The 25,960-nt window shown below is 42.5% G+C and carries 23 protein-coding genes; 13 read left to right on the top strand and 10 right to left on the bottom strand.

Annotated features, from left to right (window positions below; translation table 11 throughout):
- Positions 1–1,911: a transketolase gene (tkt, locus tag OFO01_RS01805; protein WP_270858473.1), complete on the top strand. Its 1,911-nt coding sequence runs from the start codon at positions 1–3 to the stop codon at positions 1,909–1,911.
- A gap of 68 nt (positions 1,912–1,979) precedes the next feature.
- Here the strand turns inward: tkt and OFO01_RS01800 are convergent, their stop codons facing one another.
- Positions 1,980–2,771, bottom strand: a complete 792-nt coding sequence (locus OFO01_RS01800; protein ID WP_270858472.1) for a hypothetical protein — start codon at positions 2,769–2,771, stop codon at positions 1,980–1,982.
- Between the two features lie 151 nt (positions 2,772–2,922).
- Here OFO01_RS01800 and OFO01_RS01795 point away from each other — a divergent pair, with 151 nt between their 5' ends.
- The gene (locus OFO01_RS01795; RefSeq protein ID WP_270858471.1) at positions 2,923–3,429 is read left to right on the top strand and encodes a glycine zipper 2TM domain-containing protein; all 507 of its coding nucleotides are present in this window, start codon (positions 2,923–2,925) and stop codon (positions 3,427–3,429) included.
- Between the two features lie 111 nt (positions 3,430–3,540).
- The gene (locus tag OFO01_RS01790) at positions 3,541–4,548 is read left to right on the top strand and encodes an AI-2E family transporter (RefSeq protein WP_270858470.1); all 1,008 of its coding nucleotides are present in this window, start codon (positions 3,541–3,543) and stop codon (positions 4,546–4,548) included.
- Between the two features lie 42 nt (positions 4,549–4,590).
- Here OFO01_RS01790 and gdhA read toward each other — a convergent pair whose 3' ends face one another.
- The 6 genes from gdhA to gltX form a co-directional block, all read right to left on the bottom strand.
- A complete protein-coding gene (gdhA, locus tag OFO01_RS01785; protein WP_270858469.1) occupies positions 4,591–5,949 on the bottom strand; it encodes an NADP-specific glutamate dehydrogenase in 1,359 nt (452 codons plus the stop codon).
- Between the two features lie 9 nt (positions 5,950–5,958).
- Positions 5,959–6,636: an MqnA/MqnD/SBP family protein gene (locus OFO01_RS01780; RefSeq protein WP_270858468.1), complete on the bottom strand. Its 678-nt coding sequence runs from the start codon at positions 6,634–6,636 to the stop codon at positions 5,959–5,961.
- Positions 6,637–6,752: 116 nt separating this feature from the next.
- Entirely contained in the window at positions 6,753–7,118 is a 366-nt protein-coding gene (locus OFO01_RS01775) for a hypothetical protein (RefSeq protein ID WP_270858467.1), read from the bottom strand.
- 101 nt (positions 7,119–7,219) lie between these two features.
- Entirely contained in the window at positions 7,220–8,680 is a 1,461-nt protein-coding gene (locus OFO01_RS01770; RefSeq protein WP_270858466.1) for a nicotinate phosphoribosyltransferase, read from the bottom strand.
- Positions 8,681–8,729: 49 nt separating this feature from the next.
- Entirely contained in the window at positions 8,730–9,983 is a 1,254-nt protein-coding gene (locus OFO01_RS01765; RefSeq protein WP_270858465.1) for a malic enzyme-like NAD(P)-binding protein, read from the bottom strand.
- Positions 9,984–11,363, bottom strand: a complete 1,380-nt coding sequence (gltX, locus tag OFO01_RS01760; RefSeq protein WP_270858464.1) for a glutamate--tRNA ligase — start codon at positions 11,361–11,363, stop codon at positions 9,984–9,986.
- Positions 11,364–11,442: 79 nt separating this feature from the next.
- Here gltX and OFO01_RS01755 point away from each other — a divergent pair, with 79 nt between their 5' ends.
- The gene (locus tag OFO01_RS01755) at positions 11,443–12,309 is read left to right on the top strand and encodes a SurA N-terminal domain-containing protein (RefSeq protein ID WP_270858463.1); all 867 of its coding nucleotides are present in this window, start codon (positions 11,443–11,445) and stop codon (positions 12,307–12,309) included.
- A gap of 119 nt (positions 12,310–12,428) precedes the next feature.
- Here OFO01_RS01755 and OFO01_RS01750 read toward each other — a convergent pair whose 3' ends face one another.
- From OFO01_RS01750 to selA, 3 genes are read right to left on the bottom strand one after another with little or no spacing between them, the layout of a single operon-like run.
- Positions 12,429–13,142 carry a histidine kinase gene (locus OFO01_RS01750; RefSeq protein WP_270858462.1) on the bottom strand — a complete coding sequence of 238 codons (714 nt, stop codon included), beginning with the start codon at positions 13,140–13,142 and terminating at the stop codon, positions 12,429–12,431.
- Between the two features lie 52 nt (positions 13,143–13,194).
- On the bottom strand, positions 13,195–15,015 hold the full coding sequence (gene selB / locus OFO01_RS01745; RefSeq protein WP_270858461.1) for a selenocysteine-specific translation elongation factor: 1,821 nt from the start codon (positions 15,013–15,015) through the stop codon (positions 13,195–13,197).
- Positions 15,008–16,420, bottom strand: a complete 1,413-nt coding sequence (selA, locus tag OFO01_RS01740) for an L-seryl-tRNA(Sec) selenium transferase (RefSeq protein WP_270858460.1) — start codon at positions 16,418–16,420, stop codon at positions 15,008–15,010. The genes selB and selA overlap by 8 nt, the downstream gene beginning before the upstream one ends.
- Before the next feature lie 171 nt (positions 16,421–16,591).
- Here selA and OFO01_RS01735 point away from each other — a divergent pair, with 171 nt between their 5' ends.
- From OFO01_RS01735 to OFO01_RS01695, 9 genes are all read left to right on the top strand, one after another.
- Complete coding sequence (locus OFO01_RS01735) at positions 16,592–18,250, top strand: 4Fe-4S binding protein (RefSeq protein WP_270858459.1); 1,659 nt, start codon at positions 16,592–16,594, stop codon at positions 18,248–18,250.
- Between the two features lie 2 nt (positions 18,251–18,252).
- Entirely contained in the window at positions 18,253–18,942 is a 690-nt protein-coding gene (locus OFO01_RS01730) for a hypothetical protein (RefSeq protein WP_270858458.1), read from the top strand.
- Between the two features lie 193 nt (positions 18,943–19,135).
- On the top strand, positions 19,136–19,339 hold the full coding sequence (locus tag OFO01_RS01725; protein ID WP_270858457.1) for a twin-arginine translocation signal domain-containing protein: 204 nt from the start codon (positions 19,136–19,138) through the stop codon (positions 19,337–19,339).
- Between the two features lie 9 nt (positions 19,340–19,348).
- Positions 19,349–22,270, top strand: coding sequence for a formate dehydrogenase subunit alpha (locus OFO01_RS01720; RefSeq protein WP_270858456.1), 2,922 nt, complete (start codon positions 19,349–19,351; stop codon positions 22,268–22,270).
- Between the two features lie 10 nt (positions 22,271–22,280).
- On the top strand, positions 22,281–22,835 hold the full coding sequence (gene fdh3B, locus OFO01_RS01715) for a formate dehydrogenase FDH3 subunit beta (protein WP_270858455.1): 555 nt from the start codon (positions 22,281–22,283) through the stop codon (positions 22,833–22,835).
- Between the two features lie 94 nt (positions 22,836–22,929).
- Entirely contained in the window at positions 22,930–23,541 is a 612-nt protein-coding gene (locus OFO01_RS01710; RefSeq protein WP_270858454.1) for a hypothetical protein, read from the top strand.
- A gap of 2 nt (positions 23,542–23,543) precedes the next feature.
- Positions 23,544–24,047: a hypothetical protein gene (locus OFO01_RS01705; protein WP_270858453.1), complete on the top strand. Its 504-nt coding sequence runs from the start codon at positions 23,544–23,546 to the stop codon at positions 24,045–24,047.
- Positions 24,044–24,676 carry a LysE/ArgO family amino acid transporter gene (locus OFO01_RS01700; protein WP_270858452.1) on the top strand — a complete coding sequence of 211 codons (633 nt, stop codon included), beginning with the start codon at positions 24,044–24,046 and terminating at the stop codon, positions 24,674–24,676. Before OFO01_RS01705 ends, OFO01_RS01700 begins: the two co-directional genes overlap by 4 nt.
- A 52-nt stretch (positions 24,677–24,728) precedes the next feature.
- Positions 24,729–25,943 (top strand): saccharopine dehydrogenase family protein, encoded by a 1,215-nt coding sequence (locus OFO01_RS01695; protein WP_270858451.1) that lies wholly within the window; start codon positions 24,729–24,731, stop codon positions 25,941–25,943.
- Positions 25,944–25,960: the final 17 nt, after the last annotated feature.

The raw sequence follows: 25,960 nt of genomic DNA, 5'->3' as shown, positions 1-25,960 counted from the left end.
ATGAGAAGTAAAATTTCAAACACCATTAAATTTTTGAGTGCGGATATGATCCAAAAGGCTAATTCTGGCCACCCAGGCACTCCTATGGGGCTAAGCGATGTGATGAGCGTGCTTATGGAAAAGCTAGTGCATAATCCAAAAAATCCAAACTGGCTAAACCGCGATCGCCTCGTATTTTCCGGCGGTCATGCAAGTGCTTTGGTGTATAGCTATCTCTATCTGAGTGGGTATGATATCGCGCTGGAAGATTTGAAAAATTTCCGTCAGCTCCACTCCAAAACCCCAGGTCACCCAGAAATCACAACCCCTGGCGTAGAAATTGCCACAGGTCCGCTAGGTCAAGGCGTAGCAAACGCTGTGGGCTTTGCAATGGCGGCAAAATACGCTGCAAATTTGCTAAATGACGAAAACACAAAGGTAATCGATCATAAAATTTACTGTCTTTGCGGGGACGGCGATTTAGAGGAAGGTATCAGCTACGAAGCATGCGCGCTGGCAGGTTGCCACAGCCTAGATAATCTAGTCATTATCTACGATAGCAATAAAATCACGATTGATGGCTCAACTTCGATTGCGTGGGACGAGGATATCAAGGTTCGCTTCGAAGCCCAAGGCTTTGAGGTGGCTCGCATAGACGGACACAATTTCGATCAAATCGAATTTGCCCTAGACGAGGCCAAAAACAAAACAAAACCATACCTAATCATCGCAAATACCGCTATCGGCAAGGGTGCATTAGAGCTAGAAGGTAGCCACAAAACTCACGGCGCACCTTTGGGTGAGGATCTCATAAAAAGAGCCAAAGAGGCACTGGGCTTTAACCCTGATGAGAGTTTTAGTGTGAGCGAAGATGTGCTTTTCGCCACTCGCGCAGCCGTAGAAAAGGGCGATTTGGCTGAGAAACTATGGAACGAAAAAATCGCAAATTTAAGCGCGGAGAAGAAAAATTTATTAAACTCGCTTCAAAATCCAAATTTTGACGCTATACAATTCCCTGATTTTAGCGGTCAAAAGATCGCTACGCGCGATAGCAATGGCAAAATTTTAAACGCAATTGCGGCCGCGCTTCCAAGCTTCATAGGCGGAAGCGCAGACCTAGCAGCGTCGAATAAAACAGAGCTTAAAGGCTTTGGCGACTTCCCGTATGGCAAAAATTTCCACTTCGGGATCCGCGAGCACTCAATGGCTGCGATAAACAACGCAGTGGCTAGATATGGGCTGTTTATCCCATTTTCTGCGACATTTTTTATTTTCAGCGACTATCTAAAAAATAGTGCTAGAATGGCGGCGCTTATGAGCCTAAGACACTATTTTGTTTTCACTCACGATAGTATCGGTGTGGGCGAGGACGGCCCGACTCACGAGCCAATCGAGCAACTCTCAACCTTCCGCGCAATGCCGAATTTTTACACCTTCCGTCCGGCTGATGGCAACGAAAATGTAGAGTGCTGGCGCGCAGCACTTGCCACAAACGCCCCTGCTGCCTTTGTTTGCTCGCGCCAAGGCTTAGAGGCTTTGCCAAAGGCTGTATTTGGCGAGGCAAAAAACGGCGCGTATTTGATCAAAGAGTGCGAAAACGCCGATATCACGCTAGTAGCTAGCGGTAGCGAAGTAGGAATCTGCCTAAAAGCCGCAGCTCTGCTTCAAAGCGAAAATATCAGAGCAAATGTCGTTAGTGCGCCTTGTTTCGAGCTTTTGTGCGAACAAAGCGATGAATATAGGGCTAGAATTTTCAAAGGCAAAGTCCTAGCCGTAGAGGCCGCAAGTGCGCTAGAATGGTATAAATTCGCTGATGAAATTTTAGGTATGAAGAGCTTTGGCGAGAGCGCACCAGCTGGCGAGCTATTCAAACTTTTCGGTTTTAGCGATCTAAATGTCGCAAACGAAGCGAAAAAACTACTAAATAGATAATCCAAAATTTAGCCAAATTTCAAAATTTGGCTAAATTCCTTTTAAATTTTATTAAATTTCACTAAATTCTATTTACAATCGCTTGGCGAAATTGCGATAGAAGTTAGGTTGGTATCAATCCCAGGCAGGGTGTAGCGCCACTCCATGGCTATTTCGTTATCTCTGTATTCGGCTAACTCCTCGGCCTTGCAGTAAAGCTCCAAAAGCTCACCACTTTTCAAAACCAAATTCGAGCGCAATTTATCCTCGATTTGGCTGATTTTTTCCATTGCCTCTGGCGGAAGGTCGAATTCATAGTAGTGCGTTAAAAGATTGTTTTGGCAGGTTATGTCGTTATAAATCACAACGCCGTTTTTGTATGGCAAATCCTTTTTGCTAGCCTTGATTAGCGCGATAGTTTCGGCGTTTTGGCATTTATCGGCGTTTTCTTGTGCGTTTTTATTTTGATTTGGAATTGATACAATTATCGTTTGCGTGGAAACGGCTGGCGCCTCTGCCATCTCGGGCACACTTGGCGCGAGATTTTTTGTATTTGGCTCGTTTGAAACACTCGGCGCGCTTTTTTCTTGCGCGAAATTTGGCGCTTCTAGCGTCTTTGGCGCGCTTACAATTTCACCCAAGCCATCTTTGCTCGCATCAAAAGTAGCTGGCGTATTGGGCATGGTTAGCGTGGTATAATTTATAGGTTTTGTCGGTGTTGCGGAGTTTGCGGCAGCGATTTTGTCAAATTCGCGCGAAATTTCTAGCTCTATGGAATCATTTTTTTTCGTGTTTGCTAAGCGCTGTTTTCCTCTTTTTTTCTCCTCCCCGCACCCCGCTAAAAGCACCAAAAGACCAGCCAAAACTAGAAATTTTCTCATAAATTTCCTTTTTTTTAAATTTTGCAAGAATTATAACGATTTAGGCTTAAATTTGTAATAGCAAAATTTAGTCAAATTTAATATATGATTAAAATAAATTTACCACGGGAGTGTATAATCCTCACATTTTATCTCATTTTAAGGAGTTTTAATGAAAAAATCTCTACTTAGCCTTAGCGTAGTTGCGATGATTGCGCTTAGTGGTTGCTCTAACAAATCGGAAACTTTGGGACCTGATGTCTATGACGAGCATGGATTAAACCAAGAACAAAGCGCCAAAACTATCCAAATTCTCTCAATCGTCCCAGCCAAGGTCAGGGTCGATAATACCGAAAACAAACGCTTAGCCCAAGCCGCAGGTGGCGTAGTAGGCGCTGTGGGCGGAGCTGTGCTAGGTCATAAAATGGGCGGTCGCCACGAAACAGGCGGAGCTGTGGCTGGTGGCGCGATAGGTGGCGTGCTAGGAGCGGGAGCAGGATCGATGGTAAGCGATACCAAGGTAATCGACGCCGTGACAATCACATACAAAGAGGGCAAATCGCTTAAAAGCTCGACACAAGCAGGTCGCGTGTGCCAGTATGCTAATGGCGAAGCACTGATGATTTCATCATACTCTGGCGAGACGAGAATCCAGCCAAATGCGGTGTGCGCTGATTAAATTTAGCCGAATTTACCCGTGAAATTTACGGGTAAATTCCACTTTGCAAAAAATCTAAAATTTACAAATTTTTATTAAAATATAGGACAAATTTCAAAATTTAGGATTACAATGAAACTTCAAATGTCCCTAATCTCGGCTGCTTGCGTGGTGATAATCATAGCAGGACTTAAAGCCGCTGGCTCGATTATCGTGCCGTTTTTGTTAGCGATTTTTATCACGGTTTTGATTTCGCCACTAATGCTATCTATCCAAAAACTGCGCGTTGGGCGATTGTTTAGCTTTTTGATCGTGGTTTTGGGATTTCTTGGCGTTATGGGATTTATGGGCGATATCGTATTTAAGGCGGTCAGAGAGTTTTCGGCGCAGTTACCAGAGCTGGGGGCGAAATTTAACCAGGTCTTAGGTGGCGCGCAAGAGCGGCTGAATAATTACGGCATTGATTTTGATTTAGCTAGTCTCGGTGCTGAGCCCTCTGAAATGGTATCTCGCGCGACAGCTGTGGCGAAAAAAACAGGCGGAATTGTCAGCACTGGGTTTTTCGTCTTTATTTTGGTCTCGTTTATGGTCTTTGAAAGCTCAGTAATCGATGCGAAAATCAAATATTTTTCCGCTCGCAACCGCGGTATGCATAAATTTATGAAAAAATTTGCCCCAAGCCTGAAAAAATATCTACTTATCAAAACGATTTCAAGCGCCACGACAGGTGCGCTAATCGGGCTTTGTCTGTGGCTACTTGGCGTGCCGTATGCTGCGCTTTGGGGGATTGTAGCCTTTATGCTAAATTATATCCCTACAATCGGCTCCATAATCGCCGTTTTTCCGACACTTTTCGTGACATTGGCGACAATGGATTTAAGCGTGAGTATTTGGGTCGTGGCGATCTATCTCATCGTAAATGTCGTCATTGGAAATATCATCGAACCGCGCTTCATGGGCGAGGGACTGGGGCTTTCGACACTAAGCGTGCTTGGAGGTCTTCTTCTTTGGGGATTTGTCTTTGGTGTGGGGGGTATGTTTTTGGCTGTGCCACTTACTATGAGCATACAAATCGCGCTAAATTCGAACGAACGCACGAAATCTATCGCTACGCTTTTAAGCAATAAAATTGAGCATTAAATTTTAAAATTTCGCTAGGGAAATCCTAGCGAAATTTAGCTATTAAACATAGCCTTGATCTATCATCGCATCGGCTACTTTGCGGAAACCTGCGATATTTGAGCCAAGAACCAAGTTGCCCTCATCGCCGAATTCTTTCGAGGTTTCATAGCTAGTGCGGAAGATATGCCTCATAATCTCGTGTAACCTGCCATCGACCTCTTCGAAACTCCATGATTCAAGTTGCGCATTTTGCATCATTTCTAAGCCACTTGTCGCCACGCCACCAGCATTTGCTGCCTTTGCAGGGCCAAATAAAAAGTCTTTTTGGCTTAGCATAAAATCAATCGCAGCTAGCGTGCTAGGCATGTTTGCGCCCTCGCATACAAGGCGACATCCGTTTGCGTATAGTGTTTTGGCGTCCTCTAAGCTTAGCTCGTTTTGTGTAGCGCTTGGGAAGGCTGCGTCGCATTTGACGCTCCATACGCTGTTTCTGCCCTCCGGATACTCGCTAACTGGGGTAAATTTAGCGTTTTTGCGCTCTTTGGTGTATTCGGCTAGTCCTACTCTAAGCTCTTCTTTTAGTTTTTTAAGTAGAGCTAAATCAATGCCATCTGGATCGTAGATAAAGCCGGTAGAATCGCTAACGGTAACCGGTTTGGCTTCTAGTTGATATAGTTTTTCGACTGTGTAGATTGCGACATTTCCTGCGCCTGAGATTGCGCAGACTTTGCCACGAAGCGCTTCGCCTTTTTTAGCTAGCATTTCTTGTGCGAAATACACTGAGCCGTATCCTGTGGCTTGCGTGCGAGCTAGGCTTCCGCCCCATGCTAGGCCTTTGCCTGTAAGTGCGCCATCAAATCTGCGAGTGATTTTTTTGTATGCGCCATATAGGTATCCGATTTCTCTACCGCCCACGCCGATATCTCCTGCCGGGACATCTGTATTTTCGCTAATTAGTCTGTGAAGCTCTAACATAAATGCTTGGCAAAATCTCATAATCTCGCCGTCGCTTTTGCCTTTTGGATCGAAATTTGCGCCACCTTTGCCGCCGCCGATATTAACACCTGTGAGTGAATTTTTGAAAATTTGCTCGAAACCTAAAAATTTCAAAACACCCATATTTACGCTAGGGTGAAATCTAAGACCGCCTTTGTATGGACCAAGCGCTGAGTTAAACTCGACGCGGTATCCCGTATGCACGCAAGGCTCGCCACGATCGTTTGTATAGACTACGCGAAAGCTTAGGCTTCTCTCTGGCACGGTGATTCGCTCTAAAATTTTGTGTTTTGTGTATTTTTCTTCGCGCTCGATTAGGGGAGCAAGAGAGTTAAAAATTTCAGTCGCTGCTTGTATAAAAACTTCTTCGCCCGGATTTTGCTCTTTTAGGTTGTTTAACAACCCTGCCACATAACTGTTCATATCTCCTCCTTAAATTGGTTTATAATTAAATTTGCTTGCTTTTTTTAGGAAAATTTTAAGTGCGCGCCTCTCGCGCGCGCCGACTTTGTAGCTTATGAGTTGGAGGTATTCTAAGATGTCTTTTTCAGCAATTCCTCTGCTTCTAGCGTATTTGATGAGGATATATTGCGGGATTTTGACCTTAGTGCGCAAAAACGCCTCGGTAAGTTTGGCGTAAATTTCGTGGTTTTTAACGGAGCATAAAATTCCAAAAACAAATGGTAAATTTGTGTTTTTGTGCCAAATTTCGCCCAAATCGTAAAATTTCTCTTCCCCTTGCGATAAAATCGCGCGCAGAGCGTTATCGCCGATGATGACCTCGCCATTAATGCCTAAAATTCGCGAGAGCATATTTGAGCTCATCGAGGCTGGATCTAGGCGCGGTGTGCTAGCTTTGCGCACGAGCACGCTTTTTACCTTTTTTTGGGCGACTATGCCAAGAGGGTGGGTGGAGTATTTTTTGTGGCGGGATTCTATGCTAGAAATCACGGCCGCATCGACACGCATTGCGCGCAAATCGCGACAGAGCTTGCTAGGCACACCTTTTTTGAGTTCTATGAATTTTTTGGTATGCGCTGGCAAAGGTAGAGATTTTAAATACACATGAAAAGGGAGTAAATTTAAATAATCTATCTTGCCAAATCGCATCCATATTCCTATTTTAAAATTCGTAAATTATATTACTATTTTTGTAAGAAAAAGTTAAAATTTTAAAATTAATAAAACTAATAAATTTTGCCACCAAAGAAGTGGCAAAATTTGGATTAATCGACTTGTGAGATTGGGAGTGAGTTGTATTTGCTAAACTCGACTATGCCCTCGCCACCTTCTTTGAAGTGGATACTCACACCTTTGTCATTTTCCATGTAAATTCCGCTAGCTGAGCGTTGGCGAGTTAGGTTGTGAGTTTTGCCCTCGCTATCAGTTAAAACCGCTGTGTCAAACAAATCGTTTGAAGCTAGGCTTAGTTTTTTGCCATTTTCGGTTTTGAAATTTAGCACTTCCATTTTGGCGGTTGCTGTGGTGTGGTTTTGCTCGTTAATCGCGTCCTCTGGGGATTGGCGAAGTTGCTTTGAGGCACAACCTGCCAAAAGTAAAAGTGCAGTCATGCATGAGAGAATTTTGCTCATTTTCTATCCTTTTAAAATGAAATTTTACGCAAGAAAATCTTGCAAACGCGCAATTATAGTCAAAATTTTTATTTCAAAAGTAAATAAAAATTTACTATTTTCTACGATTTGCCTAAATTTGCGTTTATTTCATCAATCAGCGATTTTCGCGTCTCCCAAAGCTTAGCCGATAAATCTACTTTGTAGGTTTGTGGGTGGATATTTCGCAGGTATTCGCACCAAAATTTCGCCTTAGCCTTGCGCGAAAATTCGGCGATTTGCATGACGGATTTTTTCTCGCCGACAAATTTACCATTTACAAACACAGGCTTTAACATAGCTTTTGCGCTGAAATTTTCGAGTTTTTTGCGTTTGTAGGTGTAGAGTGGGTGGAAAATTTCAAGCGGTGCGCTCTCATCGATACTTTCATTTTCAAGCGTGATTAAATCCGCTAGTGCCATGCCACTATCTTTGTCATAGAGTCTGAAAAACTGCTTGTAACCGGGGTTGTTTATCTTGCGTGGGTCGTTTGAAATTTTAATCTTTGGCAAAATTTCGCCCTCTTTTTCGATACCGCTTAGCTTATAAACGCCGCCAAGGCTTGAACTATCGCCACCTGTGATTAATCTCGTGCCAATGCCCCAGCTATCAATTTTAGCGTCGAAAAGTTTGAGCTGATCGATCGCGTATTCGTCCAAATCGTTGCTGGCTGTGATTTTGGCGTCCTTAAATCCAGCGTTATCAAGCATTTTGCGAGATTGTTTGGTCAGATACTCCAAATCACCAGAATCAATGCGAATTCCAAGCGGTTTGTGGCCTTGCTCGCGAAGTTCTTCAAAAACCTTAATCGCATTTGGCACGCCGGAATTTAGCGTATCGTAGGTATCTACAAGCAAAAGCGCGGAGTCTGGGTAAATTTTGGCGTAAGCGCGAAAGGCCTCGATTTCGCTAGGAAAGCTTCCGATCCACGCATGAGAGTGTGTGCCGATAGCTGGTATGTCAAAAATTTTGGCAGCCAAAACATTTGAAGTAGCCACGCAACCGCCGATTATAGCGGCCTTTGCGCCAAAAATCGCAGCACTTTTATCCTGCGCTCTGCGAAGCCCAAACTCCATTACGCTACCTTCTCCTGCGCTGAAATTTATGCGCGAGCTTTTGGTAGCGATTAGGGTTTGGAAATTTATGGTGTTCAAAATCGCAGTTTCGATTAACTGCGCCTCGATGATATTTGCTTTGACGCGGATTAGTGGCTCGTGTGGAAATACGACCTCGCCCTCATCGACAGCGTAAATTTCGCCACTAAATTTGAAATTTTCAAGGTAGCTTAAAAATTCGTCCTTAAAACTCCCAAGCGAGCGCAAATACGCTATATCATCACTGCTAAAATGCAAATTTTCTATATAATCCACCACTTCGCTCATACCGCAAAATATCGCATAACCGCCGCCGCATGGGTTTTTGCGGTAATACATATCAAAAACTGCGACTTCGTGCGGTTTTAAGAAAAAATATCCTTGCATCATTGTGAGTTGATAAAAGTCAGTAAGTAGGGCTAAATTTGATGAATTTTCGAAATTTTGCATTTTTTAAATACCTTAAATTTTGAAATTTCCCGAAAACGGGAAATTTCGATTATTTTGATTGTAAAGATTTTTTGTAAGTCTCGAAATCGAAATTGCTTACTCTTGCGACGCCATCATCGATCGCAGCCTTTGCCACAGCGGCTGAAATGATAGCAAATACGCGCGGATCAAATGGATTTGGGATAATATAATCTCGTCCAAATTTCAAATCCTTTTTGCCTAGCATTTTTAGCACATCTGGGTGGATTGGCTCACGGGCTAGCTCCGCCATAGCGCGAGAAGCGGCTAGTTTCATATTTTCGGTGATTTTTTTAGCTCTTACATCTAGCGCGCCACGGAAAATGTAAGGGAAGCCCAAAACATTGTTGATTTGGTTAGCAAAGTCGCTTCTGCCAGTGCCTACGATCGCATCGTCCCTCACGGCATGCACCTCATCTGGGTAGATTTCAGGCACAGGGTTAGCCAGAGCGAAGATTATCGGCGTTGGCGCCATTGATTTTACCATTTCGGCTGTTACGACGCCCGGTTTGCTAAGGCCAAGAAACATATCAGCCCCCCTCATCGCATCTGCTAGGCTTCTATCGTTTGTGTCGATAGCAAATTCCATTTTTTGTGGGTTTAAATCGCTTCTGCCAGTATGAATTACGCCCTTTGAATCAAGCATAATTACATTTTTTGCGCCAAGACTTTTATAGAGTTTCGCGCATGCAATACCTGCTGCGCCAGCACCAGATACTACGATTTTCATATCTTCGATTTTTTTGCCACTGATGTAGGCTGCGTTGATTAATCCCGCACCTGTAATCATCGCTGTGCCGTGCTGATCATCGTGCATGACAGGGATATCGACGGCATTTTGTAGCTCTTTTTCGATCTCAAAGCACTCAGGAGCTTTGATATCTTCTAAATTTATTCCGCCAAATGTCGGCGAGATAGCTTTGCAAATTTCGACTATTTTTTTAGGGTCTGTTTCGTTGATCTCGATATCAAAAGCATCTACGCCAGCAAATTTTTTAAACAAAACCGCTTTTCCCTCCATTACTGGCTTTCCTGCGATTGCGCCTATATCTCCTAGCCCTAAAACGGCCGTTCCATTTGTGATAACTGCGACAAGATTTGATTTGTTGGTGTATTTGTATGCTAGCTCATTATCGGCCTCGATTACCTTGCAAGGCTCGGCCACACCCGGTGTGTATGCTAGGGTCAAATCCTCTGGTTTAGCGCATGGAGTTTTGACATTTATGCCGATTTTTCCACCGATATGATACTCTAACGCCCTTTCTTTCAAATCATTTTGTGCCATTTAAATTCCTTTCTGTAATAAGCTAGAAATTCTAGCTTTAACCTCGTCGCTACCTAAAATTTCAATCATTTCAAATATCGACGGACTTACGCTCGTTCCTGTTATGGCGACTCGCAAAGGTTGGGCTAAATCTTTTAGCTTCACTTCGTTTGCCTCCAAAAATTCCATTGTCTTCGCCTCGATTTCGCTTGCTACGAAATTTGAGGTTAAAATTTCTTGGAATTTTGCGAGTAAGGCTATCGAATTTTCGTTGATAAACTTTTTATACGCTTTTTCATCATAAATTTTTAAAGGATTGATTAAGGTTGCGATTCCGTTCGCCATTTCGGCTAGGGTTTTTGCCCTCTCTTTGTATTGATCAATGATAAGCTCTTTTTTAGGGTGCTGGACTATATCTACGCCAAATTCTAGCAGGTGGGCGCAGGCTTCGGTAACGCTTAAATTTTTAATGTAGTGCGCATTTAGCCAATCAAGTTTGGTTTGGTTAAATGTGCTTGCACTTTTGCCGATATTATTAGGATTAAAGAGTTTTTTCATATCGTCCATGCTAAAAATTTCATCGTCCCCATGAGACCAGCCAAGGCGGACTAAGAAATTTAGCAAAGCCTGTGGCAAATAGCCCATTTTTTTGTATTCCATGACATCTGTCGCGCCGTGGCGTTTAGAGAGTTTTGAGCCGTCAGAGCCATTTATCATAGCGACATGGTAAAATTTCGGAACCTTAAATCCAAGTGCGTTGTAAAGCACGATTTGTTTTGGGGTATTTGATAGGTGATCGTCGCCTCTGATGATGTCTGTAACGCCCATTAGTGCGTCATCTATAACAACCGTGAAATTATAAGTCGGCGTGCCGTCGCTTCTAGCGATGATAAAATCGTCTAAAATGTCTTTGGCTTCAAATTTCATATCGCCTTTGATACCGTCGCTGAATTCTATCGTGCCATCAAGTGGCGATTTTATGCGGATTACTGGCTCGATACCAACCGGCGGAGTGCCTGTGAAATCGCGATACCTATTATCGTATTTTGGGCGCTCTTTTCTGGCTTCTTGCTCGGCTCTTAGCGCGTCTAGCTCAGCCTTGCTCATATAGCATTTGTATGCTTTGCCCTCATCAAGGAGCTTTTGGACATATTCTTTGTATAAATCAAATCGTGAGCTTTGATAGACGATTTCGCCGTCGTAGTCTAGACTGCACCATTTAAACGCCTCTTCGATAGCCTTTGCAGCCTCTACCGAATTTCTTTTTAAATCCGTATCTTCAATGCGAAGCAAGAATTTGCCGTTATTTGCTCTTGCGTATAGGTATGAAAACAGCGCAGTTCTTAATCCGCCGATGTGCAAATACCCTGTCGGGCTTGGTGCGAAACGAGTTACAATCATAAATTTCCTTTTTAAAATTTTACTTTTTAATGTTATAATCGTGGGATTATAAAGCAAAAAGACTAAATAAAGGTTGAAAATGATAAAAAAACTAGCCGTTGTTGCACTTTTAGGTTTTGGCGCGTTAAACGCAAATGTCGTAAATAGCGTCGTGGCTGTCGTAGAAAACGAGCCGATTACGAATTACGAATTAGCCAGAGTCCAAAAGGCCACAGGTGCCAGCCCGCAAGCTGCAATGGAAATTTTAATCAAACAAAAATTACAAGATTCTGAGATTAAGCGCAGAGGAATCACCGTAAGCCCAGCCGAAATCGATAACCGCATAAAAATGATTGCCGAGCAGAACAAACTTAGCCTAGAACAGCTACAAAAGGCGCTAAAACAGCAAAAAATGTCAGAAGAGGCGTTTAGAGAAAATGTGCGTCGCGGAATTTTAGAAGAAAAGCTCTATGGGCCGCTTTTTGCCGATGTGCAACGCACCGTAACGCCACAAAATGTGCGTAGATTTTACGAGCAAAACCCGTCTTTATTCACGACCTTTGATAGCATTACGCTAACTCGCTATATCGCCAAAACCGAAAGCGCTCTTAATCCTATCAAACGCAATCCAAACGCACGACCAGGAAATGTGTATGTAATGCGTGGCACGCTAAAAGCCAATCAAATGGACGCAGGGCTAAAATACATCGTCACAAGCGTGGATAAGGGCAAATTCTCGCCAGTTATCCCTACGGCAAACGGATATGAGATGTTTTATGTAAATGACAAAAAGGGCGTGCAAATGGCAGATTTCGAAAGCGTGCAAGAAAAGGCAATCGAAGCCTATGTGACAAACAAACGCAAAAAAATGGTCGAGGAATTTAACGATAGAATCCGTTCTAACGCCAATGTCCGCATAATTGACCGCAACCTAAACCCTACAAATTCTACAAAAAAATCTAAATAACTTACCCAAAATTTTGGAAATTTTAAAATTTCCAAAATTTAAATTTTAATGAAATTTTGAAATTTAACCCACGCTAAATTTGCGAATTTAGCGTGGAATTTAAAGTGTAGTTTTGAAATTTATTTTAATTTCGAAGTTTCGATGATAAATGGCACTGAATTTAGGCCAGATGAGAAGTATTTATCGGCGATAGCTTTTGCGCTTTTTAGCTCCTCAGGGCTTACGCTTGAAGCGTTTGCTTTGTTATCTTCGGCGTAGTATTTGCGCAAAACAGCGATTTTTTCGGCGTCAGTTTTGGCTGATTTGACCTCTTTGTAAATCAGCGCTGATTTAGCATGACCGCTATCTCCATGCACTGATGTCATTACGATTTCGACATTGTTGCTTTTAAGTGTTCGCTCGATTTCGGCTAGCTCTCTACGACAAAACGGACACTCAGCGTCAGTTAGCATTAGCAAAGTTGGCTTTTTAGGGTCATTTCCAAGGGTAATGATATTGTCTTTGCTTTCGCTTTTATAGACGCTTGCTACCCCTTTTGAAAGTCTAGATTGTTTGATTTGATCTTTGTAAAGAATCTGTTTTTTAGGGTCGATTACATCCATTAAAACCAAATCTCCACTAGTGAAAATCACCTCTTCTTGTGAAATTTCGCCATTTGAAATTTTCAAAATCACAGCTTGGATATCTTTTAGCCCCTCTACTGGCATACGCTCAGCCACGCTGATTTTTAAATTTGCTGGCAAACCGCCATACATAGATAAAATTTCGCTATCGCTAAGCGCGGCATTTAGGCTTAGCGCGCCCGCAAGCGAGAAAAGTAAAACTTTTTTCATTTTCTTCCTTTTTTAAAAAATCCAACGATTTTAGCCAAAATTTGTAAATAACTTATTTTTTTAAGTAGCGTTTATTATCGATTGTGATGATATCGCCTAGATTATCGAGGTATTCTAGGTAAGAAATCGCAAATTTCCTGCTTAAATTTAGCCCCTCTTTGACATTTGCTACATCGGCAAAACCAGCTTCTTTTATCAAATCATAAAGCTTTTTGATAATCTGGCTTAAATTTCCAGCCTCCACAAATAGATTGTGCGCTAGGCGAACTACCTTTTTAGAATATGTTAGTTTTTTCAGAGCGTCATCGCCACTGACGCGGTCGATATCGAGCATTTCGTAGATATTATATGGCGCAAGCGGGGCGATTCCGCCTTTTTTGATGATGTCAAAAATTTTGCCCTCCAAGCTCTGTTTTAAATCCTGTAAATTCGCCCCTTTTTTGATATACACGCCACCAGTTTTTTCTATCACACCGGCCCTTTCTAGCTCGCTAAGCACGAGGGAGGCTAAGCTTTCGCTAGCCCAAGAGAGTTTTAGGGCGATTGAGGTTGGGGAAAATACAGCGTGCGGGTTTTTGGCTATGATAAATTTAATCAGCTCTTTGATATCGCCAATCGCGCTATTATCATACACGCACAGCGTCGCTTCGTCAAAATATGTATTTGGTATCGTTTTAGCAATCGCTTTTGCGCTATCATAATCCATATCAAATCTCTGATACGCCGAAAACAGCCCAAATCCGTGGCGGTGAAATTTGCTTAAAATTTCAAAGGCTTTTTTGAAATTTTTGTGCAAAAGTGCGGTCAAAAACTCAGCCTTATTTGCCTTTTTTAGTGGCTCGATGACCGCATTTAGCACCCTTCCGCCCCCACACACGCGAGAGTTTGCCAAACATACAAATGGCTCGTCAAATTTCAAAAACATAGTTTTTTCAAATTTGAAATTTATCAAAAATTCGTCACTTCCAAGCTCTTTGATAATGCGCGCTTTGGCTGGCGTTTGCTTTGAGCCCACACAAAAGCTCACATCTTCCCCATGCGCTATTTTGCCACGAAAGAGTGTATCGGCTTCGTTAAATCCCCTAAAAAAGCCCTTTTTAGTGAGGATATAGCCTCGCTCTAATTCGCTAGTTTTAGCGTCAAGCGCGATTGCTACGCGGTTTGGCGCATACGCAACCTGTGTGTCGGTATCGTGGATTTGCAGGCTTTTGGCGGTTAAAATTTTGCCACAATCTGCGCAAAGAAGCTTTTCGCCCCGCGAAATCGCCCCGCTAATAAGCGAGCCAGTTACCACCGTGCCAATGCCTTTTAAAGTAAAAATTCTATCTATATAATAATGCAAAATTCCCCCATTTTTGCGCGCTTTTGGCTTTATGTTAAATAGATAAGATTTAAGCTCGTCAATGCCTAAATTTGTCTTTGCGCTTAGGAAAAATGTGTTTAAAATTTGCAAATTTGAAAATTTGGCTATAAATTCCTCGCACTCTTTTTTAACTTCGCTTTGACGCGCAGAGTCTGTGAGATCGCACTTTGTGATACACAAAACCACGCTTTTTACATCTAAAAGCGATAAAATTTCGATATGCTCCCTGCTTTGGGGCATTAGCCCGTCATCACTAGCGACAATCAAAAGCGCGCAATCAAACGCATACGCCCCACTAATCATGGTTTTTACTAAATTTTCGTGTCCCGGAACATCAATAAATGCGATATTTGCGCTTTTTGATTTTAAATTTGAAAAGCTTAAATCAATCGTGATTCCGCGCTCAATCTCGCTTGCTAGCCTGTCGCCATCAACGCCATTTAGCGCCTTTATAAGTGCGGTTTTGCCATGATCGATATGCCCTGCTGTGCCGATTATGACGCTATTCATACATTTCCTTTAAAATTTTTATTAGTTTTTGCAAATCATTTTGTAAAATGGCGCGAAAATCAAGCAAAAATTTATCATTTTCAATGCGCCCGATAATCCCGCGCGCCCTAAATTTCGCCGAAATTTCCTCTGGGCTAGCGTTTTGGTTAAGCACCAAAGCGACGCTATCGTAGTTTTTGCAAGGCAGACTCCCGCCACCCACAAAGGTTTTTGTGCGAATAAGGCTTGCTTGAAATTTAGTGTTTTTTAGCGCGTCCAAAACACCCTGCGCGCGCCTTTCAAGCTCGCTAAGGGGCAAGTGAATTTGATCAATCGTAGGAATTAGCGAAAATTCTTTGTTAATGTAAGCCTTAATCGTTTCGTTTAAAATCGCAAGTGTGATTTTATCAGCGCGAAGCATACGCAAAAGCTGATTTTTGCGCAATTTTTCGACTAAGGATTTCTCGCCCAGGATTATTCCACACTGCACACTTCCAAAAAGTTTATCCCCGCTAAAACTAATCAGCCTAGCCCCGGAGGCTAAAATTTCGCCAATTTTTGGCTCGTTTTTAGCTAAATTCGCGCCTAAATCATTTACGCTCCCGCTTCCAAGATCGTAATAATCAATGATTTCGCTAAATTTTTCCTCTTCGCAAATTTTAAATTCCAGCTCTTTTTTCTCGTAAAATTCAGCCTTTTTTTCGCTCGCAAATTTTGCTAAATGCGAAATTTCGCCTATTTCCACACTTTGCGTGAAACCTGAAATTTCAAAATTTGAACGATGAATTTTCATCAAAACTGCCGTATTTTCGTTTATGGCGTTTTGATAATCCGAAATTTTAGTCTTATTTGTGGTGCCAATCTCACGCAAAATCGCCCCAGAGTTCGCCATGACCTCGCTCACTCTAAAACTCCCGCCGATTTCGACTAGCTCACCACGACTTACCACGACTTCGCGCCCCGTAGCAAAGGTATTTAGCACCAAAAACACAGCCGCTGCGTTGTTATTTACCACAAGTGCGCTCTCGCAGCCAAAAAGCTCAGCCAAAAGCGCGCTAGTATAATCGTAGCGATTGGCGCGCGTTCCGCTATCTAGGTCGAATTCGAGGTTAGAGTAGGCGCAAATCGCCCCCTGCGCGCGAGATAAAATTTCAGGCGAAATCACGCTACGACCGAGATTGGTGTGAAGCACGACGCCGGTTGCGTTGATGAGCGGACGAAGTGCGAGATTTGCGAATTTTTCGTAGCGAGATTTGATTTGCGCGATGATTTGCTCTTCGCTAGCGCACGAATTTTCGCTATTTACTAGGCTGGTTCTAAATTCGTTTATAATCTCTTTTGCGATTCGCAAAACCACGGGCTTCAAAAGTCCGTGAAATTCCGCGCTATTTGCGATTTTATCGACTTTGGGAAGTTTGATTTGCATTTAAAAAATCCTATAAATTTTGTTTTTACGGACTATTTTTATCACTATTTTTATTAAAATTTAACATGCCAAAAAAATTACAAATTTAACTTATGTTTAGTTTAAATTTACATTTAACGATTGTTTAGAAAATGAGTGTAAAAAATGCGAATTTTGTTTTTAGGATAGAAAATGAGTGAATACGGATTTAGCCCAGTGGGCGTAAAAGAGGCTATTTTAGGCGATAGCATAGAGGTTTGCACTGATAGCGACAGACACTTTGTCGTGGCAAATTCGCCTAGCTTAAAGGCTGAAATTTACGCGCCAGAGATAAATTTTTATATAAATTCCACAAACGATGAAATGCTTCAAATCGCTAGAAATGTTGAAATTTTATACGAAGCAAAGGCGGTAATGTTTGATTATGGCGCGGATAATGCCTATCAAAAACCAGTGGGAAAAAATATAATTTTCGTAAGCGATAATGAGCGCAAAAGCTGTGTAAATGCGCTCAAAAATGCTGGATTTAAGGTGATTTGCCTAACTCACGCTGAGATAAAATTTGTCTATGGTGGGATTGGGGATTTGAGTGTAAGCGTGCTAAGTAACACCGATGAATACGAGGTTGAGGCTGATTTTTTCCTAGTAGAAAATGCAAAAAGCTATCAACTTCGCCAAAGTGGTTGCTATGAAATCGCAGGGTTAAATGATGATGAAATTCTAGCTCTCGTATCCGAAAAATCGCCGATTTACACTTACAAAAACAACATTTCATTTAACGCAAACCTCTGTCAATACGAGGGCAGGAGAGTGGAACTGTGCGCTAAATGCGTGGAGGTTTGCCCTAGCGTGGCGCTTTTGAAAGATGAGCAAAATCGCAAGCTTGAAATTTCGCATATTGATTGCATAGCCTGTGGTAGGTGTGTGAGCGTCTGCCCCACAGGTGCGATTAGCTCGGCAAAACAGCCACCAATCGCGATTAGCCAAATGGCAAAACTCTACGCCGGCAAAATTCCACTTCTTGCCCATGAGGCGAGCTTTGGCGAGATTTCGGGCGTGAGTTTGCCCTGCGGCGTGCTTCCATTTGGAATTTTTGCTAAATTTCAGCTAGATGAGGTTTTTTTGCTTAGCATAATGCAAGAAACAGGCTCGCAGGTTGTGCTTTTTGAGGGCGAGATTTGCGAAGCCACAAAAGATGCGATAAATCTCATAAATAGCGCGACAATGGCGATTTATGGCGTGCAGGGAGTGTTTGTGGCTAGCGATGAGGCCCAGCTAAAAACTGCGCTAAATTTGGCTAAAAGCGGGCAAAAATGGAAATTTAGCCTAAATGAGACAAATTTAAGCAAAATTGAAATTTTCTCATCTCGCATGGCATTTATGGTGGGCGAGGGCGATTACGGCGTGGTCGCAAACGGCGCGTCGCAAAGCCACGCTAAAATCAGCATAAACGAGCAAACCTGCACGCTGTGCCTATCGTGCGCGGGCGCGTGCAACACAGGCGCACTTTTTGCCGATAAAAGCGATAATTCGCTCAAATTTAACGCTTCGCTTTGCGTGGGGTGCGATTACTGCGTGCGAAGTTGCGCCGAAAAAGATACAATGGCGCTTGATTTGTGTGGCGTAGAGCTTAAAAAAGAGTTTTTCGAGTATCAAATTTTAGCTCGCGACGAGCTGTTTGAGTGTATCGAGTGCGGCAAAAAATTTGCCACAAAAAAGGCGATTATGAAAATCGCAAATTTGATGAGCGCGCACTTCGCGGACGACGCGGATAAGGCAAAAACGCTGTTTTGTTGCGCTGATTGCAAGGCGAAAATTATGATTTTAAAGCAAATGCAAGAGGAGATTTGAAAATGGATTTAAATTTGATTAAGGCTAGGTCGTATTATTATGAATTTTTCGCAATTCCGTTTTTTTTCTACGAAAACGGAGCTAAATTTAGCCTGTGGAAAGAGCAACTCGAATTTCTAAAATCATCGCCGATTAGCGAAGCGGACGCTAAGAATTTTGAAATTTTGCAAAATTTTAGTTTTGAGGAGTTTAGGCGCGAGCAAAACGATGTTTTGTTTGATTTTTCCTTTGTCAATGTCCCAACGACGGCTAGTTTTTACGACGAGGGCAGGGACGAGGGCAGGATGAAAATCCTCATCACAAACACCCTTAAAAAGAGCAAATTTCGCCGTAACAGCGAGCTTTGCAAGGATAGCGAGGATTTCGTGGGGTTTATTTTTTATCTGCAATCTTCGCTTTTGCGCGATGAGGCGGAGGCGCAAAATGGAAATATTTTCCTTTCAACCGAGCTTTTTGCAAGTGTGATAAATGAATTTTGCGACCATTTTATGGGGCTTTTAAAAGAGCATAAGAGTTCGAAATTTTTTAGGGCGTTGGCTGGGATTATGGAGAGTTTTTTTGCTTTGGAGCGTTCGCTTTTGGCCCTGCCAAAACCGCAAAAAGATAAAAACATCGCCAAAGAATCAATTAATGCCAAGCTTTATCGCGGAAATTTTAAAAATGCGAAGCACAATTTCGAATTTGACGAGTAAATTCGCTAAAATTTTGGCGAAATTTGGCTAAATTCGCTGAATTTTAGCCTTTCTTAAAATAAAATTAATCTTAAATTATAATTTTATTTTTAACCGCTTTATTATCAACTTTTCGTTAATATCAGCTATTTTAAGATATGTAGCAGGCGTTACGACAAAGATTAAAATAAAATTTCCTTTTAAAGGAGAGATTATGCAAAGCAAACGCAGAGATTTTCTCAAAAAATCTCTAAAAGTCGGCGCCGTCGGTGCCGTAGGTATAGCCGCTAGCGTGGCTAGTGCAAACGGTGATAAAGACACTTCCCAACCAAACACAGTTCGCGGAAAATCACCAAAAAAAGAGGTGCTTTACTTTGAAAGTGAAGCGTGGCAAAAATACTACAAAGTAGCGTATTAGGAGTAGATTATGAGTGAAAATACGATCGGCAGAAGGTCGTTTTTAAAACTCGCTGCTTTGGGCGGTGCTAGTGTAAGTGCGTTTGGAGCTAACGACACACTTCGCGAGGCGACGGAGCAAGAGATTAAAAACCCTTTTCCAAATTCGGTTTATAAAAAGACGGTTTGCTCGATTTGTTCGGCAGGGTGCGGTATCATAGCCCAAGTCGATGAGAGCACAAACACTTGGATTCGCCAAGATATGGCGGTAGATCACCCGATTTCGCAAGGAAGTCATTGCTGTAAGGGAATCGATCAAATCGATTTAACCAAGTCAAAAATGCGTTTAAAATACCCACTTAAAAAAGTTAATGGTAAGTGGGAACGCATAAGCTGGGAGCAAGCAGTTAATGAAATTTCAGCAAAAATGCTAGAAGTGCGAAAAGAAGATGGTCCAGATAGCGTAGAATTTTTAGGTTCAGCTAAATTTTGCAACGAACAGGCATTTTATTTTAGAAAATTTGCAGCATTTTGGGGTTCTAATAATATAGACCATGTTGCTAGAATTTGACATAGCGCAACAGTCGCCGGTGTGGCGAATACATGGGGTTATGGCGCTATGACAAATCACTTCGGTGATATGGCAGCAAACTCAAAAATGATACTTTTCATCGGTGCAAATTCAGCCGTGGCAAACCCAGTTGGTGGTATGAAACACGCTCTGCAAGCCAAAGATAGAAACGGCGCGAAAATCGTCGTTGTAGATCCTGCATTTACTAGAACTGCGGCCAAGGCTGATATGTATATTAGAATTCGCCCAGGAACGGACATTGCCTTTATTTATGGTATGCTTCATCTGATTTTCAAAAACGGCTGGGAAGATAAAGATGTCATCGCAAATCAATCTTACGCAATTGATGAAATTCGCGCAGAGGCCGAAAAATGGACGCCAGAAGAGACAGCAAATGTTACAGGCTGTAAGATCGAAGAGTTGCTCGAATTTACAAAAATGTTTGCTACGACCAAGCCAGCTACGCTGATTTGGGCTCTTGGTATCACTCAGCACTCTGTGGGTAGCTCAAATACTAGAATTCTTTCGATTTTGCAATTAGTTTTAGGAAATATGGGCAAACCGGGCGGTGGAACGAATATTATTCGTGGTCATGATAATGTCCAAGGCTCTACCGATATGGGCGATTTGGCTGATACACTGCCAATGTATTATGGATTAGGTGATGCGGCGTGGAAACACTACTGCAAGGGCTGGGGCGTGGATTTTGATACATTTGTCAAACGCTTCGCTACAACCATTAAAGAGCCAAAACAAGGCGGAAAAGTTCCTGGAACGAATTTTGATGAGTATTTCCATGTCGATCCAAACGCCGAAAAAGAAATAACTTGGCGCAATGAAAAAGGCTATTCGCTCTCTAAATGGTGGCAAGGTGTCTTAAAAGAAGAAAAAACATATTCGAGTGGAAATTTAAGAGTTCTTTGGGTTCAAGGAACAGGAATTACCTCTATGGCGCATTTGACTAAAATTCAACAAGCTGTTGATAAGCTAGATATGCTCGTCGTAGCCGAGCCTTTCTTAAACGAAGTTGCGATTTTAAGCGATAGAAAGGACGGCATTTATGTCCTTCCTACTTGCACGCAGTTTGAGACAGAGGGGCATTTACAAGCTACAAACAGAACTGGTCAGTGGCGTACTCAGGTCATCAAACCAATCTATGAGAGCAAGGAAGACCACGAGGTAATGTTTATGTTCGCCAAAAAATTTGGCTTTTATGATGAATACACTCGCGGTATGAAAATGGAAGTCGTAAATGGCGAAATCAAGCAGGTAAAAGCCGATAATGAGCCTTTCATCTGGCCAGATGACGCTACAAACGAGATCGCAAGGTGCGGTCATAGTATCGGCGCACAAGGTAGAACCGCAGAGAGATTAAGACGCCACCAAAGAAACTGGGAATTTTTCGATCCTGATACGCTAATGGGAATTGGTGGCGAAGTCGAGGGCGAATACTTCGGACTTCCGTGGCCTTGCTGGGACATTAAGCACCCAGGCACGCCTATTTTGTATGATTTAAGCAAACCTTATGAAAAGGGTGGTATGGGATTTAGAAATCGCTTTGGTTTAGAGCACGACGGCGTTTCACAGCTAGCAGGCGAGGACATAACTTTGCCAGGAGCGAAAATTTCTGGCGGACATGCACATTTGCTAAAAGATAATATCGAAGAAATGCTAGGAATCACGCTTAGCGAGGAAGAAAAGGCGAAAATGGGGCCTAGTTGGAGTGATGATTATAGCGGAATCATCAACCAAAAAGCGCGTGAATTTGGAATTTGTCCTTGTGGAAACGCAAGGGCTAGGGCGAAAGTTTGGGAGTTTGCCGATCCTATCCCTAAACATAGAGAGCCGTTACACTCTCCGCGCTGGGATTTGGTAGAAAAATATCCTACATTTGACGATCAGGCTAAAAATTTCCGTGTCGAGGTTAAATTTATCAGCGAGCAGAAAAAGCAGGATTGGAGCAAGGATTTCCCTACGATTATGAGCTCAATGAGACTTGTAAATTTAAGCGGTGCTGGTATGTTAGAGCGCACTAGCAAATACCTTGCAGCAATCACGCCAGAGATGTTTGCCCATGTCAATCCAAAACTAGCGGCAGATTATGGTATAGCTGACGGGGCGATGATGTGGATACACTCGCCACAAGGCACGAAAATCAAGGTCAAATGTATATATTCGCACTCTGTTACGCCAGATCGCATAGTGTTGCCGTATAACTTCGCTGGAATTATGCAGGGCGTGGATCTAAGCTCGCGCTATCCAGAGGGGGCGAAACCTTATGTCATCGGCGAGAGTTCGAACACTATCACGAATTACGGCTTTGATATAAATACGCAAATTTCGGAATTTAACGCCGGACTTTGCCGTTTGGAAAAAGCGTAAGGAGTAGATAATGGGAAGAATGAAATTTTATGTAGATGTCCAAAGATGTATCGCATGCTACGGCTGTCAAGTGGCCTGCTCTAATGCGCACGAAGTCCCTGTGGGCATTAATAGACGCAAGGTTTTAATCCTAAATGAGGGTGTCCCTGGCAAAGAGGTGGCTAGCTCGATCGCATGTCAGCACTGCACAGACGCGCCATGTGCGCAGGTTTGTCCAGTACAGTGCTTTTATATCAGGGCTGACGGAATTGTCTTGCATGATAAAGATAAGTGTATCGGTTGTGGATACTGCTTGTATGCGTGTCCGTTTGGTGCGCCGCAGTTCCCACGAGATGGCGCTTTTGGCATAAAAGGCGCAATGGATAAATGCACAATGTGCGCAGGCGGACCAGAAGAGACATTTTCTAGTGCTGAGCTTCACAAATACGGCCAAAACCGCATAGCCGAGGGCAAGGTGCCAATGTGCGCGGCGATTTGTTGCACAAATGCGCTTTTAGTCGGCGATAGCGCGAAAGTTTCGGAAGTTTATCGCAAACGCGTGCTTACTCGGGGCACAAATTTATAAAATTTTGGGAGAGAAATCTCCCAAAATTTCTTAATTCTATAAATTCTTAATCCTAAATTTGCTACAATCTCTGAAATTTTTTCGGAGAAATTTGATGAAAATTAAAATTTTAAGCGTTTTTACGATTTGTATTTTTGCGTTTTTTACAGGTTGCGCAAAAGCGCCGGTAAATAGCGGGATTGTGCGCACGAGCGAGCCGATTTTTATCACAAAAATGCCAGAGAAAAAATTCATCAGCGTGAGTTTTACAAATACTAGCACGAGTGATTTAAATCTAACCTCGGCTGTGAGCGAGTATCTGGTAAAAGACGGATTTGTGGTAGTAAAAAACGAAAAAGACGCCACGATTAAGGTGGGCGGAAATATAAATTATTTTCGCTTACTAAGCGTTGGTGGGGATTATTATGCAAGGCCTAGGTTTAGTTTTGGCTTTGGTTTTGGTGGTGGCAGAGGTCATAGACACAGCCACTGGGGCGTAGGTATGGGATTTCCGATGTTTTATGATCCATGGTATGATGATGTCCCCGAAAGGCTCTATGACGCGCAGGTTGGCTTGCTAATCAGTGTGAAAAATGGCAAAGCTTGGCAGGATTATACTACGAATTTGACCTATCAAAACAGTAGCTCAAATTTGTCAAAATCGCGCGCAATCGACGCATTTAATTATAAAATTTACGAACATATAAAACAAATTTTAAGTAGGTAAAAATGATAATAAACGAAAATAAAAAACCAGTTAGAGCAACCTTAGTCGCTGCCCTTATTTTGGCGGTTTGTGGCGGATATTTGTATCATATCGGATATGGTGGGATTGCACTTTTTATGTCAGCGACTTGTGCTGTGAGTGCGCTGTTTTGTCTGAAAAAAATGTTTAGCAAAAAACATATCGAAATCACCGATGATGCCCTAAAAATCGTCATAAACGAGCGCGAGTGTGAGTTTAAATTCGCCGATATTAAAAATATCAATGTCAAAACTTTCACCGCTGGCAAAAAGCAGGTTAAGCTTTTAAATTTCGAATTCAAGCGCGCTCTGGATTTAGACGATACTTATAACTTCTTGCATTTTTATACTGATAAAGAGGCTACGATGCCAGATATCTACGAAACCTCAATATATGAAATAAATAAAATTTTGCGCGCTAAAATGGGCTTTGAAAACGAACCCGAAGAGCCTAGCGCAAATTCTAAAAAACACGGCAAACGCAAATGATAGACCCAGCCATCACCAGCGCATTTTTGCGCGGGGCTGGGCTCATGCTATCGATGATTGTGGCGATTGGCGCACAAAATATCTTTGTCATCTCGCAAGGCCTAGCCAAAAGCTATATTTTCGTCGTTTGCGCACTTTGCACCCTGCTTGATATCGTTTTTACGGGCTTTGGCGTCTTTGTCGTGGGCGAGAGTTTCGCTAAAAACGAGCTTTTGACACTGATTTTGGGTGTGAGTGGAATTTTGTTTTTGCTAAGTTATGCGCTAGCCTCATTTCGTAGCGCATACAAAGGCTCGCACTTTGCCAAAATCAAAAACGCCAAAAACGCCTCACTACTTCCGGTGGTTTTAAAAACCCTAGCCGTAACCGTGCTAAATCCGCATGTTTATTTAGATACTATCGTCGTTATCGGCTCGACATCAGCACCCGTGCCAAGCGAGCTAAAAATTTGGTTTTTTTGCGGGGCGGTTTTGGTATCCTTCGCGTGGTTTTTTAGCTTAGGATACGCTGCTAGGGCGCTTGCTGGGCTGTTTGCGAACGAAAAAGCATGGCGGATTATAGATAGCGTGGTGGGCGTGATAATGGTCTATATGGCGTATTTGATAGCGGAATTTTTGTTTAAAATTTAGCTTTTAAGTGCGTTTTTGATAAAATTTGCAAATTTTGTTTAAAGGAAGAAAAATGAGCCATATTTTGATTATCGGAGCAGGTGGAGTAAGCCGCGTAGCAACCGTGAAATGTGCGATGAATTCGCAGGTTTTTACCAAAATAACTCTTGCAAGTAGAACTAAAAGCAAATGCGATGAAATCGCTAAATTTATAAAAGAACGCCTTGGCGTAGAGATCGCAACGGCCAAAATCGATGCTGATGATACCGAAGCTGTGGCAAAATTCGCCAAAGAAATCGGAGCAGATTTGCTTTTAAATGTGGCTTTGCCTTATCAAGATCTCACATTGATGGACGCTTGTTTGAAAGCGGGAATCCCATATATCGATACCGCAAACTACGAGCACCCAGACACAGCGCACTTTGAATACAAACTTCAATGGGCGAAAAATGATGATTTTAAAAACGCAGGAATTCCCGCACTTCTAGGAAGCGGATTTGATCCGGGCGTTACAAATGTATTTTGCGCCTATGCACAGCAAAATTTATTCGATGAAATAAATGAGATTGATATACTTGATTGCAACGCAGGAGACCACGGATACGCGTTTGCGACAAATTTTAACCCAGAAATTAATTTGCGTGAAGTATCAGCTAATGGCAGATACTGGGAAAATGGCTCGTGGATCACCACAAAACCGCTTGAAATAATGATGAAATGGGACTATCCCAAAGTCGGCGTGAAAGATAGCTATTTGCTTTATCACGAAGAAATGGAAAGTTTGGTTAAAAATATCAAAGGCTTAAAACGAATTCGCTTTTTTATGACCTTTGGGCAAAGTTATCTTACGCACATGCGTTGCCTAGAAAATGTCGGTATGCTTCGCATTGACGAAGTCGAGCATAACGGCATGAAAATCGTGCCAATTCAATTTTTAAAGACGCTTTTGCCTGATCCCGCAAGTCTAGGACCACGCACCAAAGGCAAAACAAATATCGGCTGTGTGATAAAAGGCGTCAAAGACGGCAAAGCTCGCAAGGTTTATATTTACAATGTCTGCGACCACGAAGAGTGCTACGCAGAGACTGGCGCGCAAGCCGTTAGCTACACCACAGGCGTGCCGGCTATGATAGGCTCGATGATGATAGCAACTGGCAAATGGAGCGGAAAAGGCGTATTTAATATGGAAGAATTTGATGCCAAGCCATTTATGGACGAGCTAAATCGCCAAGGCTTATCATGGGAAATCATCGAAATGGATCCAAACGAAAGTAGAGTTGTGGAGTAAAATTTGCCCGTAAATTC

The sequence above is a fragment of the Campylobacter sp. JMF_01 NE2 genome (assembly GCF_027737365.1).
In the GTDB taxonomy this organism is placed as follows: Bacteria; Campylobacterota; Campylobacteria; order Campylobacterales; family Campylobacteraceae; genus Campylobacter_B.
This window is presented reverse-complemented; position numbering and strand designations above follow the sequence as displayed.

Excerpts from the sequence above, each read along its gene's own strand:
- OFO01_RS01710 (WP_270858454.1), top strand. The coding sequence starts at position 22,930 with ATGAAAATTAAAATTTTAAGCGTTTTTACGATTTGTATTTTTGCGTTT.
- selA (WP_270858460.1), bottom strand. The coding sequence starts at position 16,420 with ATGCAAATCAAACTTCCCAAAGTCGATAAAATCGCAAATAGCGCGGAA.
- OFO01_RS01750 (WP_270858462.1), bottom strand. The coding sequence starts at position 13,142 with ATGAAAAAAGTTTTACTTTTCTCGCTTGCGGGCGCGCTAAGCCTAAAT.
- OFO01_RS01695 (WP_270858451.1), top strand. The coding sequence starts at position 24,729 with ATGAGCCATATTTTGATTATCGGAGCAGGTGGAGTAAGCCGCGTAGCA.
- OFO01_RS01725 (WP_270858457.1), top strand. The coding sequence starts at position 19,136 with ATGCAAAGCAAACGCAGAGATTTTCTCAAAAAATCTCTAAAAGTCGGC.
- OFO01_RS01765 (WP_270858465.1), bottom strand. The coding sequence starts at position 9,983 with ATGGCACAAAATGATTTGAAAGAAAGGGCGTTAGAGTATCATATCGGT.
- OFO01_RS01730 (WP_270858458.1), top strand. The coding sequence starts at position 18,253 with ATGGATTTAAATTTGATTAAGGCTAGGTCGTATTATTATGAATTTTTC.
- OFO01_RS01780 (WP_270858468.1), bottom strand. The coding sequence starts at position 6,636 with ATGCGATTTGGCAAGATAGATTATTTAAATTTACTCCCTTTTCATGTG.
- OFO01_RS01735 (WP_270858459.1), top strand. The coding sequence starts at position 16,592 with ATGAGTGAATACGGATTTAGCCCAGTGGGCGTAAAAGAGGCTATTTTA.
- gltX (WP_270858464.1), bottom strand. The coding sequence starts at position 11,363 with ATGATTGTAACTCGTTTCGCACCAAGCCCGACAGGGTATTTGCACATC.
- OFO01_RS01755 (WP_270858463.1), top strand. The coding sequence starts at position 11,443 with ATGATAAAAAAACTAGCCGTTGTTGCACTTTTAGGTTTTGGCGCGTTA.
- OFO01_RS01795 (WP_270858471.1), top strand. The coding sequence starts at position 2,923 with ATGAAAAAATCTCTACTTAGCCTTAGCGTAGTTGCGATGATTGCGCTT.
- OFO01_RS01700 (WP_270858452.1), top strand. The coding sequence starts at position 24,044 with ATGATAGACCCAGCCATCACCAGCGCATTTTTGCGCGGGGCTGGGCTC.
- fdh3B (WP_270858455.1), top strand. The coding sequence starts at position 22,281 with ATGGGAAGAATGAAATTTTATGTAGATGTCCAAAGATGTATCGCATGC.
- OFO01_RS01775 (WP_270858467.1), bottom strand. The coding sequence starts at position 7,118 with ATGAGCAAAATTCTCTCATGCATGACTGCACTTTTACTTTTGGCAGGT.
- OFO01_RS01705 (WP_270858453.1), top strand. The coding sequence starts at position 23,544 with ATGATAATAAACGAAAATAAAAAACCAGTTAGAGCAACCTTAGTCGCT.
- gdhA (WP_270858469.1), bottom strand. The coding sequence starts at position 5,949 with ATGAACAGTTATGTGGCAGGGTTGTTAAACAACCTAAAAGAGCAAAAT.
- OFO01_RS01770 (WP_270858466.1), bottom strand. The coding sequence starts at position 8,680 with ATGCAAAATTTCGAAAATTCATCAAATTTAGCCCTACTTACTGACTTT.
- selB (WP_270858461.1), bottom strand. The coding sequence starts at position 15,015 with ATGAATAGCGTCATAATCGGCACAGCAGGGCATATCGATCATGGCAAA.
- OFO01_RS01790 (WP_270858470.1), top strand. The coding sequence starts at position 3,541 with ATGAAACTTCAAATGTCCCTAATCTCGGCTGCTTGCGTGGTGATAATC.
- OFO01_RS01800 (WP_270858472.1), bottom strand. The coding sequence starts at position 2,771 with ATGAGAAAATTTCTAGTTTTGGCTGGTCTTTTGGTGCTTTTAGCGGGG.
- tkt (WP_270858473.1), top strand. The coding sequence starts at position 1 with ATGAGAAGTAAAATTTCAAACACCATTAAATTTTTGAGTGCGGATATG.